The 16,506-nt window shown below is 72.9% G+C and carries 13 protein-coding genes and 1 pseudogene; 9 read left to right on the plus strand and 5 right to left on the minus strand.

Features of this window, described 5'->3' with window-relative positions; all coding sequences use genetic code 11:
* Positions 1-117: 117 nt before the first annotated feature.
* Entirely contained in the window at positions 118-747 is a 630-nt protein-coding gene (locus ACSLTV_RS11510) for a DUF6875 domain-containing protein (protein ID WP_435612053.1), read from the minus strand.
* A 136-nt stretch (positions 748-883) separates the two neighbouring features.
* The gene (locus ACSLTV_RS11515) at positions 884-1,360 is read right to left on the minus strand and encodes a GNAT family N-acetyltransferase (RefSeq protein ID WP_432135558.1); all 477 of its coding nucleotides are present in this window, start codon (positions 1,358-1,360) and stop codon (positions 884-886) included.
* A gap of 80 nt (positions 1,361-1,440) precedes the next feature.
* Here ACSLTV_RS11515 and ACSLTV_RS11520 point away from each other — a divergent pair, with 80 nt between their 5' ends.
* Positions 1,441-2,244: an exodeoxyribonuclease III gene (locus tag ACSLTV_RS11520; protein WP_435612054.1), complete on the plus strand. Its 804-nt coding sequence runs from the start codon at positions 1,441-1,443 to the stop codon at positions 2,242-2,244.
* Positions 2,245-2,417: 173 nt separating this feature from the next.
* On the opposite strand, the gene ACSLTV_RS11525 is transcribed toward ACSLTV_RS11520, so the two are convergent.
* Positions 2,418-2,732: a hypothetical protein gene (locus ACSLTV_RS11525; protein ID WP_432156955.1), complete on the minus strand. Its 315-nt coding sequence runs from the start codon at positions 2,730-2,732 to the stop codon at positions 2,418-2,420.
* 82 nt (positions 2,733-2,814) lie between these two features.
* Positions 2,815-3,459 (minus strand): MerR family transcriptional regulator, encoded by a 645-nt coding sequence (locus ACSLTV_RS11530; RefSeq protein WP_432156954.1) that lies wholly within the window; start codon positions 3,457-3,459, stop codon positions 2,815-2,817.
* A 132-nt stretch (positions 3,460-3,591) separates the two neighbouring features.
* Between ACSLTV_RS11530 and ACSLTV_RS11535 the strand changes: the two are divergent.
* The 4 genes and pseudogenes from ACSLTV_RS11535 to ACSLTV_RS11550 form a co-directional block, all read left to right on the plus strand.
* A pseudogene (locus tag ACSLTV_RS11535) lies at positions 3,592-5,136 on the plus strand (flavin-containing monooxygenase); the annotation flags it as partial.
* Between the two features lie 329 nt (positions 5,137-5,465).
* Positions 5,466-6,416: an alpha/beta fold hydrolase gene (locus ACSLTV_RS11540; RefSeq protein ID WP_432156953.1), complete on the plus strand. Its 951-nt coding sequence runs from the start codon at positions 5,466-5,468 to the stop codon at positions 6,414-6,416.
* Entirely contained in the window at positions 6,413-7,300 is an 888-nt protein-coding gene (locus ACSLTV_RS11545; protein WP_432156952.1) for an SDR family oxidoreductase, read from the plus strand. Before ACSLTV_RS11540 ends, ACSLTV_RS11545 begins: the two co-directional genes overlap by 4 nt.
* A 175-nt stretch (positions 7,301-7,475) precedes the next feature.
* Entirely contained in the window at positions 7,476-7,727 is a 252-nt protein-coding gene (locus ACSLTV_RS11550; RefSeq protein ID WP_435612055.1) for a hypothetical protein, read from the plus strand.
* Between the two features lie 339 nt (positions 7,728-8,066).
* On the opposite strand, the gene ACSLTV_RS11555 is transcribed toward ACSLTV_RS11550, so the two are convergent.
* A complete protein-coding gene (locus ACSLTV_RS11555; protein WP_435612056.1) occupies positions 8,067-11,654 on the minus strand; it encodes a S41 family peptidase in 3,588 nt (1,195 codons plus the stop codon).
* A gap of 189 nt (positions 11,655-11,843) precedes the next feature.
* Between ACSLTV_RS11555 and ACSLTV_RS11560 the strand changes: the two genes are divergently transcribed.
* The 4 genes from ACSLTV_RS11560 (at position 11,844) to ACSLTV_RS11575 (ending at position 16,486) form a co-directional block, all read left to right on the plus strand.
* Positions 11,844-12,443, plus strand: coding sequence for a TetR/AcrR family transcriptional regulator (locus ACSLTV_RS11560; protein WP_432135550.1), 600 nt, complete (start codon positions 11,844-11,846; stop codon positions 12,441-12,443).
* A 116-nt stretch (positions 12,444-12,559) separates the two neighbouring features.
* Positions 12,560-14,776, plus strand: a complete 2,217-nt coding sequence (locus tag ACSLTV_RS11565; RefSeq protein WP_432135549.1) for an MMPL family transporter — start codon at positions 12,560-12,562, stop codon at positions 14,774-14,776.
* A gap of 376 nt (positions 14,777-15,152) precedes the next feature.
* Positions 15,153-15,644 (plus strand): YbaK/EbsC family protein, encoded by a 492-nt coding sequence (locus ACSLTV_RS11570; RefSeq protein ID WP_432156948.1) that lies wholly within the window; start codon positions 15,153-15,155, stop codon positions 15,642-15,644.
* On the plus strand, positions 15,641-16,486 hold the full coding sequence (locus ACSLTV_RS11575) for an EamA family transporter (RefSeq protein WP_435612057.1): 846 nt from the start codon (positions 15,641-15,643) through the stop codon (positions 16,484-16,486). The genes ACSLTV_RS11570 and ACSLTV_RS11575 overlap by 4 nt, the downstream gene beginning before the upstream one ends.
* Positions 16,487-16,506: the final 20 nt, after the last annotated feature.

Raw genomic sequence — 16,506 nt, forward strand, 5'->3', positions numbered from 1 at the left:
ACACCGACCGGTTGATGCGGACGGTGGTGGGGGTGGTGGTGCAGGCGGTGGTGGGGACAGTTGGGGGTGGTGAACCCGGCCCACCCGGGTGAACCCGGCCCATCCGGGTGGGCCGGCTCAGCCGGCGAGCGGGACCGCGCCCAGTTCCCGCGTGACGTCCGCCTCGGCGTCCTCCAGGACCCCGGTCCAGTACTCGTTCAGCTCGGGGGCGAAGTTCTTGCGGAACATCCGCAGGCACCAGAGCCGCTGCTCGGGATCGCGCTCGTGCTTGACGAAGAAGAACAGGTCCGCGGGCACGATGTGCCGCATGCCGAGCAGCGGCAACGGGCTGGTGAACGGCCGGAAGTCGTCGTTGTGCAGGCCGATCGTCTCGTGGTCGGGCCAGAAGTCGCCCAGCATGTAGCCCGCCTCCACCCACTCCGGTTTCAGCGCGTTGTGCACCCGCCCCACCATGGCCTTGGCCTCGTCGGACGGCAGCCCCACCGGCACGATCATGTTCACCAGGTAGATCCGGTCCTTGCCGGCCTCCTCCGCGCGCCGCCGCAGGTCCGCCAGCCGCTCACGGGCCAGCGCCGCCAGCGCCTCGTCGCCCCGGTTGGCGTCGAACTCGACCATGTCCACATAGCGGCGGCGCAGCGCCTTCACCATGTACGGGCACACCACACCGCTGCGCCCGAGTTCGGGATGCGGCCGGGGCGTGTACGCCGCGATCCAGTCACGGGCCTCGGTCATCGCGTCACTTGACATGTCGTCTCATTTCGCATGTTGATCACGTTGATGGTGATTGCTCGATCCATCACGCTAGGCCGGGCCCCTATCCGGGAGGCATCGTCCGCTTTTCGTTCCGGGAGGCGAGCCGGGCCGAGGCGCGCCCGCCGCCGGTTCAGAGCGGCTTGGCGTAGCAGCGGCTCGCCTCGTGGAAGCGGTAGTAGCCGAACTTGGTGCACGGCTCGTACCCGCTGGAGACGTACAGGGCGATGGCCTCGGGCTGCTCGGTGCCGGTCTCCAGGACCATGCGACGGCGGCCGGCCGTGCGGGCGTCCTCCTCCAGCGCGGCCAGGATGCGCCGGGCCAGCCCGCGACCGCGCATCTCCTTGATCACGAACATGCGCTTCAGCTCGGCGTCGCCGTCCTCGTTGCCCTCGCCGTTGCGGTCCTGGCTGCGCCATCCGCCGGTGGCCACCGGGCGGTCCTCCTCGTCGTACGCGACGAGGTACACGCCGCTCGGCGGCTCGAAGTCCGCCGGCCGCAGGTGTGTGGCGTCGCCGCCGTCGCCGTAGCGCTCGTGGTACTCGGCCTGGACCTCGTCGTTGAGCTGGACGGCGTGGGGGTGGTCGAAGGCGACGCGACGTATATTCATGCTGGTCACTGTACTTCTATGCAGCTCTCTGTAGGGTGGCCATTTCTGGACGCTGTCCAGTGTGCCGGTATCGTGCCCGCGTGCTGACCGTGACCAGTGTGAACGTCAATGGCCTGCGCGCCGCCGCGAAGAAGGGCTTCGTGGAGTGGCTCGCCGGGACCTCCGCCGATGTGCTGTGCCTGCAGGAGGTGCGCGCCGAGCCCGGGCAGCTCCCCGAGACCGTGCGGGACCCGGAGGGCTGGCACGTGGTCCACGCGCCCGCCGCCGCCAAGGGCCGCGCCGGTGTCTCCCTCTACACCCGGCGCGAGCCCGACGCCGTCCGGATCGGCTTCGGCTCCGCCGAGTTCGACGGCAGCGGCCGGTACGTCGAGGCCGACCTGCCGGGGCTGACGGTCGCCTCGCTCTACCTGCCCTCCGGTGAGGTCGGCACCGAGCGGCAGGACGAGAAGATCCGCTTCATTGGAGAGTTCCTGGCGTACCTCAAGGAACTGCGCGAGCGGGCCGCCGCCGACGGGCGCGAGGTCCTGGTCTGCGGCGACTGGAACATCGCCCACCAGCAGGCCGACCTGAAGAACTGGCGCGGCAACGTCAAGAACTCCGGGTTCCTGCCGGAGGAGCGCGAGTGGCTCACCCGGGTGCTCACCGCGCAGGACGGCGGCTACGTCGACGTGGTCCGTGCCCTGCATCCCGGTGTGGAGGGACCGTACAGCTGGTGGTCGTACCGCGGCCGGGCCTTCGACAACGACACCGGCTGGCGGATCGACTACCACGTCGCCACGGCGGGTCTCGCCGCCCGGGCGGTCAAGGGGTACGTGGAGCGCGCGGCCACCCACGCCGAGCGCTGGTCGGACCACGCGCCGGTGACGGTGGTCTACGACGGCTGAGCCCGGCGGCGCCGCCGGAAGGGCGGGTGTGGCGGCCTCGGGTGAGGTCCGGCGGCCTCGGTCGCGCCTGGCGGCTTCGCAGGCGTGGTCGCTTCGGGTCAAGTGTGGTCGCTTCGGGCCGGGTCCGACGGCCTCGGGTCAGGCGTGGCGGCTTCGGGGCGGGTCCGGCGGCCTCAGGACGCCTGGCGGCTGAAGCGGGCGGCGAAGCCGCGCAGGGCGGCCAGGAGCTGCGACCCGGCCTCCAGGGCCAGCAGCAGAAGCGCGACGGCGAGGCATACCCGCGCCGCTCCCCACGAGCCGACGGCCGCCCCCCGGGCGTAGGAGGCGACCCAGGGGCCGCTGCCGCCCAGGTCCCAGGCGGGGCGCTCGGTCGGCAGGTCCGTGCCGGTCAGGTCGCTCACGAACCAGCACCCCGCGGCGAACAGCGCCAGCGCGCACGCGGCGGTGAACAGCGCGCGCATCCCGCGCCGTCTCGTCGACCCGGCCATCTCGTCCCCCTCCTGCCGCCGTCCCGTCGTACGGTCCGGCCACTGTACGCCCCGGCCCGCCCACCGGTGCCCCGAGGGTCGGCTACGCCGGCCGGTGCAGCCTGCGGTCCAGGGCGAGGGAGAGTTCCGCCTCCACGACGCTGCGGGCCAGCGGGCGCAGGCGGTGGACGTCCTGGCCGGGGGCGTGGTGCAGCACCAGGTCGGCGAAGAGGTCGGCGAGCGCGTCGGCGTGCTCCCGTACCCGCGCCGCCGCGGCCAGTACCTCCGACAGCGGGATGCCCTCCCGGACCAGGGCGGCGGAGACGTCCAGCAGGCGGCGGCTGATGTGCACGATCGTGTCGCCGTCGGAGCCGAGATAGCCCAGCTCCATCGCGGCCGCGAGGTTCTCCGGCGTCACCTCGCCCTCGAAGCGGGCGGCGAGTTCCTCCGGAGTGAGACGGACCGGCTCCTCCTCGCTCGGGGGGCCGACCCCCAGCAGGTCGGCGACGTCCCGGCCGTTGTCGAACGCCTCCGCGAGCTCCGCGATACCGCTCAGGGTGTGGCCGCGCTCCAGCAGCGCCGCGATCGTCCGCAGCCGGGCCAGGTGGTGGTCGTCGTACCAGGCGATGCGGCCCTCGCGGCGCGGCGGCGGGAGGAGGCCCCGTTCCCGGTAGAAGCGCACGGTGCGCACCGTGACGCCGGCCTGCCGGGCCAGTTCCTCCATGCGGTACTCACGCTTGTCTGCCACGCCCGCACCCTAGTTCGTACCGTCGGTAACTTTCCCGCGCCGCCCCCTACCCATGAGTACGGAGCTCCTCTACTCTCCCCATTGCGCCAGTGTTCACTGGCAGAGTCCGATGCGACGCGTGGAGGCTTCGGGATGGCCGAGCACGAACACGAGCATGTGCGGGTGGCGGTGATCGGGTCCGGATTCGGCGGGCTCGGAGCCGCCGTGCGGCTGCGCCGTGAGGGGATCACCGACTTCGTCGTCCTGGAACGGGCCGGCGGCGTCGGCGGCACCTGGCGCGACAACAGCTACCCGGGGTGCGCCTGCGACGTGCCCTCCCACCTCTACTCGTTCTCCTTCGCGCCCAACCCCGACTGGCCGCGCACCTTCTCCGGGCAGCGCCACATCCGCGCCTACCTGGAACACGTCACCGACACCTTCGGGCTGCGGCGCCACATCCGCTTCGACTCCGAGGTCCACCGGATGACCTGGAACGCCGAACGGCTGTGCTGGGACATCGAGACGGCGAGCGGCGACCTCTCCGCCGACGTCGTCGTCTCCGCCACCGGACCGCTGTCCGACCCCAAGATCCCCGAGATACCCGGGCTCGACTCCTTCCCCGGCAAGGTCTTCCACTCCGCCCGCTGGGACCACGACTACGACCTCACCGGCAAGCGCGTCGCCATGGTCGGCACCGGCGCCTCCGCCATCCAGATCGTGCCCGCCATCCAGCCCGTCGTCGGGCGCCTGACGCTCCTTCAGCGCACGCCTGCCTGGGTGATGCCGCGCATGGACCGTGCCATCACCGGCTTCGAACGCTCCCTGCACCGGGCGCTGCCCGCCACCGCCCGGCTGCGGCGCGGCCTGCTGTGGGGCATCCGCGAGCTGCAGGTCCAGGCCTTCACCAAGCATCCCGACGAGCTCGGCTTCGTCGAACAGCTGGCCAAGCGCAACATCGCCCGCGCCATCAAGGACCCCGCCCTGCGCGCCAGGCTCACCCCCGACTACCGCATCGGCTGCAAGCGGATCCTGCTGTCCAGCGAGTACTACCCGGCGCTCGCCCAGCCGAATGTCGACGTCGTCGACGGCGGGCTCAGCGAGATCCGCGGGTCCACCGTCGTCGCCGCCGACGGCACCGAGACCGAGGTCGACGCCATCATCTTCGGCACCGGCTTCCACGTCACCGACATGCCGATCGCGGAACGGGTGGTGGGCGCCGACGGGCAGACCCTCGCCGACACCTGGAAGGACGGCATGCAGGCCCTGCGCGGCGCCTCCGCGGCCGGCTTCCCCAACTGGATGACCATCATCGGCCCCAACACCGGCCTCGGGAACTCCTCCATGATCCTCATGATCGAGTCCCAGCTGAACTACATGGCCGACTACCTCCGCCAACTCGACGTCCTCGGCGGCCGCGCCGCCCTCGACGCCCGCCCGAGCGCCGTGGGCGCCTGGAACCGGCACGTGCAGGAACGGATGCGGCGCACGGTCTGGAACACCGGCGGCTGCACCAGCTGGTACCTCGACGCGAGCGGCCGCAACACCACCATCTGGCCCGGTACGACGAGCGAGTTCCGCCGGGCGACGCGGCGGGTGGACCTCGCGGAGTACCAGGTCGTGAGAGCGCCGGAGCGGGGAAGCGCGGGGGACGGCGGGGACGCGGGAGTGCGCGCCGGGGCGGGCGCCGTCGCGTCGCGCGGGGGCGTGAGCCCTGAGACGGCCGCCGGCGCGGAAGCCGATGAACCCGCCGGGGGGACCGGTGGGGGCGGTGGCGCGGGCGAGGCGGTGCGCGCCGGCGCCCGTATCGACTCGGACGCCCCCTCCGGTGGCTCGCGCGCCGCGCGCAACAGCGCCCGCACCCCCGCGCAGAGCGACGTGCGGACCGGCGCGCACGACGGCGCACCCAGCGCGGCCCGGACCGGCGACGCGCGCAACGGCGACGCGCGCAACGGCGCACGCACCGACGTCCACGACGGCGCGCAGGCCCGCACACAGGAGCGCGCTCCCCTCGACACGGAGGTCGCCCCGTGAGCCCCCGTCCACCGCACGTGGTGTCCGGACCTTACGCCCCGCCCGCCGCCCGCCGCGACCTGACCGTCGCATCGGCCGACGGCGCCCGGCTGCATGTCGAGGTGCACGGGCCGCAGGACGCGCCCCCCGTCGTCCTGGCGCACGGCTGGACCTGCTCGACCGCGTTCTGGGCGGCGCAGATACGGGCGCTGGCCGCCGACCACCGGGTGATCGCCTACGACCAGCGAGGCCACGGCCGGAGCCCCGCGAGCGCGGCCTGCACCACCGAAGCGCTGGCGGACGACCTGGAGGCGGTGCTGTCGGCGACGCTGGAGCCGGGCGAGAAGGCGGTGGTCGCCGGGCACTCGATGGGCGGGATGACCGTGATGGCGGCGGCGCCGCGGCCGGCGTTCCGGGCGCGGGTGGCGGCGGTGCTGCTGTGCAGTACGGGGAGTGCGCGGCTGGTGGCGGAGTCGACGCTGCTCCCGCTCGGGCCGGGACGGCCCAGGACGTGGCTGACCCGGCGCGTACTCGGCTCGCGCGCCCCCCTCGGCCCGGTCACGCCCCTGGCGCGCGCCGTCCTGAGGTTCGGGACGATGGGCGCCGGTTCGGCGCCCGACATGGTGGAGGCGTGCGCGCGGATCGTGCACGCCTGTCCGCGCCGGGTGCGCCACGCGTGGTCGCAGGTGCTCGCCGGACTGGACCTCGACCACGGGGTGCGCGAGCTGGCCGTACCGACGGCCGTCCTGGTCGGCACGGCGGACCGGTTGACGCCCCCGGTGCACGCCCGCCGGCTCGCCGCCGAGCTGCCGCAGTGCACAGGGCTCACGGAGTTGCCCGGGCTGGGGCACATGACCCCCGTCGAGGCGCCCGAAAAGGTGACCCGGCAGATCCGGGAACTCGTCGCCACGTACGTCACCGCGGACGCGGACCGCACGGCCGACACACAGGTCAAGGAGGGTGCATGAGCAGGGTCAGCCTGGAGGGGCAGGTCGCCGTGGTGACCGGGGCGGCGCGGGGCGTGGGGGAGTTGCTGGCCCGCAAGCTCTCCGCGCGCGGCGCGCAGGTCGCGTTGGTCGGCCTGGAGCCGGACGCGCTCAAGCAGGTCTCCGAACGGCTGCACAGCGACAGCGACCACTGGCGCGCCGACGTCACCGACCACGAGGCGATGGCCCGGGTGGCGCGGGAGGTCAAGGAGCGGTTCGGCAAGGTCGACATCGTCGTCGCCAACGCGGGCGTGGCCGCCGGCGGCCCCTTCGCCGACTCGGACCCGGACGCCTGGCGCCGGGTGATCGAGGTGAACCTCATCGGCTCCGCGGTCACCGCGCGCGCCTTCCTGCCGGTCCTGCGCGAGAGCCGCGGCTACCTGCTGCAGATCGCCTCCCTCGCGGCGATCACGCCCGCACCGATGATGTCGGCGTACTGCGCGTCCAAGTCGGGTGTGGAGGCGTACGCGCACAGCCTGCGCGCCGAGGTCGGCCACCAGGGCGTGAAGGTCGGCGTGGGCTACCTCTCCTGGACCGACACCGACATGGTCCGCGGAGCCGACCAGGACGACGTCATGCGGGAGTTGAGGCAGCGGCTGCCGTGGCCGGCCAACAAGACGTATCCGCTGGGTCCGGCCGTCGACCGGATCGTCGCCGGGATAGAGCGGCGTTCCGCCCATGTGTACGGGCAGTGGTGGCTGCGGGGGATGCAGGGGGTGCGGGGCGGTCTGCCCGGGCTCATCGCGACCGTCGGACAGCGCGAGATGAGGCGCTTCGCGCCCCGACTGGACGGCATGCGCACCGGCCTGGTCGGGGCCGGAGGGGAGGCCGACGAGGAGGCGCGCGCCGCGCGCCGCACTCCCTGAGGGGCGCGTCGCGAGGCCGCGCGCCGTCTCCCGCGCCGTGGACGGCGAGCCGCCCGCCACCGGGGACGACTACGGTGCGTGAATGATCGACATGCGTTGCGTAACCGCCCATGTGAATCTGGTCGAGGCCCCGACAAGGGGCCCATCCCCCTCACCCCCACTGGAGTGAACCCACATGGGTATGAAGGACAAGTTCCAGGACCAGGCCGAGCAGTGGCAGCAGCAGGCCAAGGACAAGATGAGCGACGCCAAGGAGCAGACCCACCGCCGTGGCCGTCGCCCCGAGGACGAGGACATGACGCGAGGCCGTGAGCCGCGCGAGCCGCGCGAGACCCGTGAGCCCCGCGAGCCGCGCGAGACCCGCGAGCCGCGCGAGTCGCGCGAGCGCGAGGAGCAGGACCGCTTCGACCAGGACTACGATGTCTGACGTGAAGTTCGCCGGCCTGCCGCGCCACGGCTGAACCGCGGCGCACACCATGGCGAGGGGCGCCCCCGACGGGAGGGCGCCCCTCGTCCTGCGTCCACCCCCACAGCTCGGCGAGGAGCCCCAGGCCGAGAGCCGGCCCTCAGGCCGGCAACTCCCCGGGCGACCAAGGACCCTCACGCCGACCAAGGACCACCCTCAGGCCGACCGCGGACCCTCAGGCCGATCGCGGACGGACCCTCGGACGACCACGAGCCCCCAGGCAGCCCGCACGCCCACCCCCTGCTGTGAACCCTGCTGTGACCCCTGCTACGAACCCACCCGCTACGAAAAAGCCACCCGCTAAGAACCCACCCCCCGCCTCCCCCGGGGCGGCAAGGCCGGCCGGGACCGGTCCGGTACGCCGCCGTAGTCGGGCGGCGTGGCGGGCGGGCTGGTCTCCAGCAGGTCGAGGGCGAGGCGCACGGCGTCGTCGAGTTGGGCGTGGCGGCCCTCGGCCCAGTCCAGCGGGGTGCGCAGGGCCTCCAGATCGGGAGCCACGCCGTGGTTCTCGACGGACCAGCCGTAGGTGTCGAACCAGGCGGCGTTCATCGGCACCGTGATCACCGTGCCGTCGCCGAGCCGGTGCCGCCCGGTCATGCCGACGACACCGCCCCACGTCCGCTGCCCCACGACCGGCCCCAGCTTCAGCAGCTTGAAGGCGGCCGTGATCATGTCACCGTCGGACGAGGTCGCCTCGTCCGCCAGGGCCACCACGGGACCGCGCGGGGCGTTCGAGGCGTAGGAGATCGGCTGGGCGTTGCGGGTGAGGTCCCAGCCCAGGATGGTGCGGGTCAGCTTCTCCACGACCAGCTCGCTGATGTGGCCGCCCGCGTTGCCGCGCACGTCGACGATCAGCGCAGGCCGGGACACCTCCATGCGCAGGTCCCGGTTGAACTGCGCCCACCCCGAGCCGCCCATGTCCGGGATGTGCAGGTAGCCGCACCGGCCTCCGCTCAACTGGCGGACCACTTCACGGCGTTTGGCGACCCAGTCCTGGTAGCGCAGCGGACGTTCGTCGATCAGCGGCACGACCGCGACCCGGCGAGCCGGGCCGGTGCCCTCCGCCGGGGTGAACGTGAGCTCCACCGTCGTACCGCCCGCGCCCGCCAGCAGCGGGTACGGTCCGCTGACCGGGTCCACCGGACGGCCGTCCACATGGGTGAGGACGGCGCCCTCGCGGATACCGGTGCCGGCCAGCGGGGACCGTGCCCGGGAGTCGGAGGAGTCGCCGGCCAGGATCCGCTTGACCATCCAGCGTCCGTCGCGGCGGACGAGGTTGGCACCGAGCAGGCCCTGCCACCGCTGGTAGTGGGCCGGGCCCTCGTTGCGCCGCGCGGCGCTGACGTAGGCGTGCGAGGTCCCCAGTTCGCCCAGCACTTCGCGCAGCAGATCGGCGAACTCGTCCGGGGAGGCCACCCGTTCGACCAGCGGCCGGTACTGCTCCAGTACGGCGTCCCAGTCGATCCCGCACATGCCCGGCTCCCAGAAGTACGCCCGGATCAGCCGCCCGGCCTCCGCGTAGGACTGGCGCCACTCCGCGCCCGGGTCCACCTCGTGCAGGATGCGCCGCAGGTCGATCCAGACGGTGGTGTCCCCGTCGCCGGCCTCGGTCGCCGGTACGGCGCGCAGCTCGCCCTCGTCGACGACGACCAGCCGGGTGCCGTCCCCGCTCACCGCGAACCAGTCCAGATCGCCGACGAGTTCGGACTTCTTGGCCTTGGTGAGGCTGAAGTGCTCCAGGGTGGGCCGTCCACTGGTGTCGTCCGGGTTGGCGAAGGTCTCGCCGAGCGCCCCGGAGATCGGCCAGCGCAGCCAGACCAGTCCGCCGCCGGCCACCGGGTACAGCGCCGAGTACTTCGAGGCACTCACCGGGAACGGTGTCACCCGGCTCTCCAGCCCCTCCGCCTCGACGGTGACCGCGCCGTCGGCGCCCCGGTCCGCGAGCGGGTCCAGCCCCCCGGCGGCCGGCCGGCCCTCCGGGTTCAGCGCGAAGGGCGAGGGCGTCGCGGACGACAGCGGCACCAGGTAGGGCCGGCAGCCGAGCGGGAAGGACAGGTCCCCGGTGTGCACGTCGTACACCGGGTCGAAGCCGCGCCAGGACAGGAACGCCAGATAGCGGCCGTCCCGGGTGAACACGGGGTTCTCGTCCTCGAAGCGGCCGTTGGTGACGTCCACGACGAACGGGCCGTCGCCTTCCGCCGCCCCGGAGATCCGGGCCATCTTGATCTGCCGCAGAGATCGACCGATCCCCGGGTGCGACCACGTCAGCCAGGCGCCGTCCGGGGAGAACGCGAGGTCGCGCACGGGCCCGTTGTCGGACCGGATCAGCTCGACGACCTCGCCCTCGCACCCCGTCGGCAGCCCGTCCACCCCCGGCGCCGCCGCCTTCCCCGTGACGTCCGCCGCTCCGGTGGCGTCCGCCGCCTCCCCCGTGACCCCCGCCTCTCCCATGACGTCCTCTCCTGCGACGTCCCCTTCCCCGACGTCCCCTTCCCCGAGGGCCTCCCCGGTCACTCCCGTCTCGTCGTTCACCGTGATGAGCAGCAGACGTCCGTCGTGCGAGGCGATCGCCAGTCTCTCCCCGTCCGGGTCGCACACCATCTCCAGCACCCGCCCCAGCTTCCCGGAGGCCAGCCGGCGCGGCGCCCGGCCGCCGGTGGCCCGCGGCAGGTGGGCCACCTCGACGGCGTCCTCGCCCTCCGCGTCGGTGATGTACGCGACCTGCCCGCTGGAGCCGAGCATCTCGGGGAGCCGTACCCGCACGCCGGGCGGGTCGGTGATGGTGCGGGCCGGTCCGTCCCGGTGGGTCAGCCAGTACAGGCTGCCGCGGACGACGACGGCGCTGGCCCGCCCCGTCTCGTCCACCGACAGCCCGTCCACGTGCTGCGCGGCCGGGATCCGGTACGGCCGCCGCCCCGCGCGGGGCCCGCCCAGCCGGACGTCGAGCCGGCGGGGCTTGGAGTCGGCGGCGAGGTCGTCGACGATCCAAAGGTCACCGGCGCACTGGTAGACCACCCGGGTGCCGTCGCCGGCGGCGTGCCGGGCGTAGAAGGCGTCGTGGTCGGTGTGGCGGCGCAGGTCGGTGCCGTCGTGGGCGCAGGAGTAGAGGTTCCCGACGCCCTCGTGGTCGGAGAGGAAGGCGATGCGGTCGCCGACGAACAGCGGGCACTCGACGTGCCCGCCGAGGTCGGGCAGGAGCCGCTGCCCGTGCAGCCAGAGCCGGCCGGTGGCACCGCCCCGGTAGCGCTTCCAGGCGGCGGGTTCGTGCGGTGGAGTGCCGGTGAGCAGCAGGGTGCGGCGTTCGCCCGCGAGATCGGCGACCTGGATGTCGCTGACCGGCCCCCAGGGCAGTTTGCGGCCCGGCTCGCCCCCGGTGCCCACCTTGTAGGCCCACGTGAAGTACGAGAAGGGCTCCCCGTGGGAGGCGACGGCGAGGATGTCGCTGTGCCCGCCACCCTGATCGCCGCCGTCACCGCGATCGCCACCGTCACCCCGGTGGCCACCGTCACTCCGATCGCCTCCATCGCCCCGATCGCCCCCGTCCCCGCCGCTCCCCCCGTCCCCGCCGCTCCCACCGTCACCGCGGCCGTCGTCGCCCTCGGCCGGGGTCCAGCCGCACACGCGCGTGTCGGAACTTCCCCAGTACGTCAGCTGCCGGGCCTCCCCTCCGTCCACCGGCACCAGATGGATCTCCGGGACGAGGCTGCGCCAGCTCGTGTACGCGATGGTGCGGCCGTCGGGGGAGAAGCGCGGGTGGCCGAGCTTGGTGCGGTCCACGGTGAGCCGCCAGGCCCGGCCGGGTCCGTCGAGCGGGGCCAGCCAGAGGTCGTCCTCGGCCACGAAGCACAGCAGGTCGCCGCTGAGGTGCGGCAGGCGCAGATAGCTCACCTCCCCATGCTTTTCCGGCAGGGTGGGCCGGGCAACTCGTGGGACGGACCTTATGCGGCCCTCACGGACGTGACCCAGCGCACGTACGAAACCGTTTCGTTTCGTTGGCGCTGGGGGTATCTTCGTCTCGTAGGGACCTTGAGGAACCTTCCAACCATGCGGACTTGGCGGAGGAGAGGGGTGAGTGGGATGACCGATGTCGCGACAGCACGCCGCAGCCGGCTCACCCCCGAACGCGAGGGCGAACTGTACGCCGCCGTGGTCGACCTGCTCCGCGAGGTCGGCTACGACGCCCTGACCATGGACGCCGTCGCCGCCCGCACCCGGTCCAGCAAGGCCACGCTCTACCGCCAGTGGGGCGGCAAGGCCGAGCTGGTCGTCCGGGCCATCCGGCACAGCGTCCCGGCCAAGTTCAAGGAGATCGACACCGGCTCGCTCCGCAGCGACCTGCACGCCCTGGTGGCGCTGGAGGACGACTGCACCATGGAGCAGAACTCGGCGCTGATGCGGGGCGTCGCCATGGCGATGCACAACAACCCCGACCTGCGCAGAGCGTTCCGGGAGCAGCTCGTCGAGCCGGAGATGTCCGGGTTCCGGCAGGTGGTCCGGAGGGCCGTCGACCGGGGCGAGGTCGCCCCCGACTGTCCCGCGCTGGAGTTCCTGCTGCCCATGATGGTCGGCGGCTGGGCCACCCGGGCGCTGCTCGACGACCAGCCGCCCACCCAGGCGTACATCCGGTCGTACCTCGACGCCGTGGTCCTCCCCGCCCTCGGCATTCGTACGGCCTGACACCACCCACTCACCGCACCTGACGCGACCGCTCACGTCGTCGGGCCGATCAGTCCTGCCCCAAGGCCTGATCACCCCTGCCCTGAAGAGAAACCACGACCTGACCGGGAGCCCTTGTGGCCACGTTCCTCTATCGCCTCGGCCGGTTCGCCTTCCGGCGACGGCACTTCGTCGCCCTCATATGGGTGGCGCTGCTGACCCTCGCGGGCGTCGGCGCCGCCAGCGCGCCCACGGCCGGCAACACCTCCTTCTCGATCCCCGGCACCGAGGCCCAGAAGGCCTTCGACCTGCTGGAGGAGCGCTTCCCCGGGATGAGCGCCGACGGCGCCACCGCGCGGGTCGTGTTCAAGGCGCCGGCCGGCGAGAAGATGACGGACGCCGACAACAAGGCCACCGTCGAGAAGACGGTCAAGGAGCTGTCCGACGGCTCCGAGGTCGCCTCCGTCGCCGACCCCTACACCGGCAACGCCGTCAGCGACGACGGCACGATCGCGTACGCGTCCGTGAAGTACGACGTCTCCGGCATGGAGCTGGAGGACTCCTCGCGCGACGCGCTGAAGGACGCCGCCCAGCAGGCCCGGGACGCCGGCCTGACCGTGGAGATCGGCGGTGACGCCCTCCAGGCCACACCCGAGACGGGCAGTACGGAGATCATCGGCATCGCGGTCGCCGCGGTCGTCCTGGTGATCACCTTCGGCTCGCTGCTCGCGGCCGGTCTGCCCCTGCTCACCGCGCTCATCGGCGTGGGCATCGGCGTCTCCTCGATCACCGCCCTGGCCAGCACCCTGGACCTCGGCTCCACCACCTCCACCCTCGCGTCGATGATCGGCCTCGCGGTGGGCATCGACTACGCCCTGTTCATCGTCTCCCGCTACCGTGCCGAACTCGCGCAGGGACGCGAGCGTGAGGAAGCCGTCGGGCGCGCCGTCGGCACGGCCGGCTCGGCGGTCGTCTTCGCGGGCCTGACCGTCGTCATCGCCCTGGTCGGCCTGTCCGTCGTCAACATCCCCATGCTGACGAAGATGGGTATCGCAGCCGCGGGTACCGTCGCCATCGCGGTCCTCATCGCCCTGACGATGATCCCGGCGCTGCTCGGCTACGCCGGCCGCAAGGTGATGCCCGCCGGCACCAAGAGCAAGCTGCTCGGCGGCGGCCGCGAGAAGAAGGCGGGCCAGGACGCCAAGCCGAACATGGGCACCCGCTGGGCGAGCTTCGTCGTACGGCGCCCGGTGACCGTCCTGCTCCTCGGCATCCTCGGTCTCGGTGCGGCGGCGATCCCCGCGGCCTCGCTGGAGCTCGGCCTGCCCGACGACGGCTCCCAGCCGACCTCGACCACCCAGCGCCGCGCCTACGACCTGCTCTCGGAGGGCTTCGGGCCCGGCTTCAACGGACCGCTCATGGTCGTCGTCGACGCCCAGGGCAAGGACGACCCCCAGGCCGTGTTCCAGCAGGTCGGCGACACGATCAAGGGCCTCGACAACGTGGTGAACGTGACCGCGCCGGCTCCGAACAAGGCGGGCGACACCGCCACCATCACCGTCGTCCCCGACTCCAAGCCGTCCTCCGTGACGACCGAGGAACTGGTCCACTCCATCCGTGACCAGGGCGCACGGATCAAGGCCGACACCGACGCCGAGGTGCTCGTCACCGGCGCGACGGCGATGAACATCGACGTCTCGCAGAAGCTCAACGACGCGCTGGTCCCGTACCTCGTCCTCGTCGTCGGCCTCGCCTTCCTCCTCCTGATCGTGGTCTTCCGCTCGATCCTGGTCCCGCTGAAGGCGGCGCTCGGCTTCCTGCTCTCCGTGATGGCGGCGCTGGGCGCGGTGGTGGCCGTCTTCCAGTGGGGCTGGCTCGCGGGCCTGATGGGCGTGGAGGAGACCGGTCCGGTGATGTCGATGATGCCGATCTTCATGGTGGGCGTCGTCTTCGGACTCGCCATGGACTACGAGGTATTCCTCGTCACGCGGATGCGTGAGGCCCACGTCCACGGGGAGACGCCCGGCCAGGCCGTGGTCACCGGCTTCCGGCACGGCGCGCGGGTCGTCACCGCCGCTGCGGTGATCATGATCGCGGTCTTCTCGGGCTTCATCGGCTCGTCCGAGTCGATGGTGAAGATGATCGGCTTCGGCCTCGCGATCGCCGTCTTCTTCGACGCGTTCATCGTCCGCATGGCCGTCGTCCCGGCCGTGCTCGCCCTCCTGGGCAAGCGCGCCTGGTGGCTGCCCAAGTGGCTGGACCGCGTCCTGCCCAACGTCGACGTCGAGGGCGAGGGGCTGCGCACGGCGGCCGACCGCGCGCAGGACGACGACAAGGAACTGGTCCGCGCCTGACCGCGCCACCCAGAGACGGCCGGTGAGGGCTCCGTGGGGACGGGGTGCCCTCACCGGCTTCGTCGTCTCCTGCCTGGTGCACCTGAGCCACAGCCGTCCTCCTGAGCCGCCCCCGCGTAAGGCGAGCGGGGCGTGCGAGCGGGGGTGCACGCGGGGCGTGCGCGCTGGGGAGAGAGCCGGTGGGCGTGTGGGCGGTTCACGCGCAGGCGTGCGCGGCGCGTGCCGCGCGCAGCCTGACGTGCGCCCTTTCCGCCGGCACACCCACGCGCCCCCGGCGCGCCCGCTCGCGCGTACGCCCCCGAACCCGCCCGTGCCAGAACCCGTCTGCCCCGAAACCCGCTCGCCCGGCTCATGCGCCCCCCGCTAGCGTGCGGCCATGACGTCGCCCGGAGCCCACCCACGATTCGTTGAAGCCCTGCACGCCCTGGAGCTGGGGGAGGTGGCGGCGCGAGTGCGCCGCTTTCCAGCCGGCACCCGGACCGCCGCCGAGGCTGCCGCCGCGATCGGCTGCGTACTGAGCCAGATCTGCAAATCGCTGATCTTCGCCGCCGACGGCGAGCCCGTTCTCGTCCTCATGGACGGCGCGTCCCGGGTGGACGTGGAACTCGTGCGCAAGGAACTCGGCGCCGACGCGGTCACCCGGGCCGACGCCGCCGTCGTACGCGAGACCACCGGGTACGCCATCGGCGGCGTACCGCCCTTCGGGCACCGCACGCGGACCCGGGTGCTCGCCGACCGCGCGCTGCTCGGCCACGAGGTCGTCTGGGCGGCCGCCGGCACCCCGCACGCCGTCTTCCCCATGGCACCGGCGGCCTTGGTCCGGCACGCGGGCGCCACCGTCGTCGACGTTCGCGAGCGCACCGCGTGACACCACGGGTCACCTCGGCCGTCCTGCTCGCCGCGGTCGCCCACGCCAGCTGGAACGCGGTGGCCCACCGTATCCCCGACAAACTCGTCGGCTTCACGCTCATCTCGGGCGGCGGCATGATCATCGGCCTCGCGATGGCGCCCTTCACGGCGTTCCCGGCGGCCGGCGCCTGGCCGTATCTGTTCGGTTCGGCAGCGCTCCACATGGCGTACTACGCGCTGCTCATGCGCTCCTTCCGGCTCGGCGATTTCGGCCAGGCCTACCCGATCGCCCGGGGCTCCGCACCCCTCGTCGTCACCGTCCTCGCCGCGCTCCTCGCGCACGAGGTCCCGGACGGCTGGGCCGCCGCCGGCATCGCCCTGTCCTGCGCCGGCCTGACCGGGGTCGCGCTGTGGGGCCTGCGCGGGCACCGGCCCGACTGGGCCGCCGTCACAGCCGCGCTCGCCACCGGCCTGGCCATCGCCGCGTACACCGTCGTGGACGGCCTCGGCGTCCGCGCCTCCGGCTCCTCCCTCGGCTACATCGCCTGGCTGATGGCCGTCCAGGGCGGCCTGCTCCCGGCGTACGCATGGCTGCGCCGGCGTGGCCGGACCGGCGCGCGCCTGCGGCCGTACGCCCGGCTCGGGCTCCTTGGCGCCGCGCTGTCCGTAGGGGCGTACGCGCTGGTTCTGTGGGCGCAGACGCGCGCCGCGCTCGCCCCGATCGCGGCGCTGCGCGAATCGTCCATCCTGGTCGGCGCTGCCATCGGCGCGGTCTTCTTCAAAGAGCGCTTCGGCGCGCCGCGGATCGCCGCCGCGGGGCTGCTCGTCGTGGGCATCGGGCTGATGCTGCACGCGGGCTGACGCCGTGGGCGGGACACCGT

This window comes from Streptomyces sp. bgisy159 (assembly GCF_965341775.1).
In the GTDB taxonomy this organism is placed as follows: Bacteria; Actinomycetota; Actinomycetes; order Streptomycetales; family Streptomycetaceae; genus Streptomyces.

Bases quoted from the DNA above. Each gene is read 5' to 3' on its own strand.
- ACSLTV_RS11510 (WP_435612053.1), bottom strand. From the start codon at position 747: ATGTCAAGTGACGCGATGACCGAGGCCCGTGACTGGATCGCGGCGTAC.
- ACSLTV_RS11515 (WP_432135558.1), bottom strand. From the start codon at position 1,360: ATGAATATACGTCGCGTCGCCTTCGACCACCCCCACGCCGTCCAGCTC.
- ACSLTV_RS11525 (WP_432156955.1), bottom strand. From the start codon at position 2,732: ATGGCCGGGTCGACGAGACGGCGCGGGATGCGCGCGCTGTTCACCGCC.
- ACSLTV_RS11545 (WP_432156952.1), top strand. From the start codon at position 6,413: ATGAGCAGGGTCAGCCTGGAGGGGCAGGTCGCCGTGGTGACCGGGGCG.
- ACSLTV_RS11550 (WP_435612055.1), top strand. From the start codon at position 7,476: ATGGGTATGAAGGACAAGTTCCAGGACCAGGCCGAGCAGTGGCAGCAG.
- ACSLTV_RS11560 (WP_432135550.1), top strand. From the start codon at position 11,844: ATGACCGATGTCGCGACAGCACGCCGCAGCCGGCTCACCCCCGAACGC.
- ACSLTV_RS11570 (WP_432156948.1), top strand. From the start codon at position 15,153: ATGACGTCGCCCGGAGCCCACCCACGATTCGTTGAAGCCCTGCACGCC.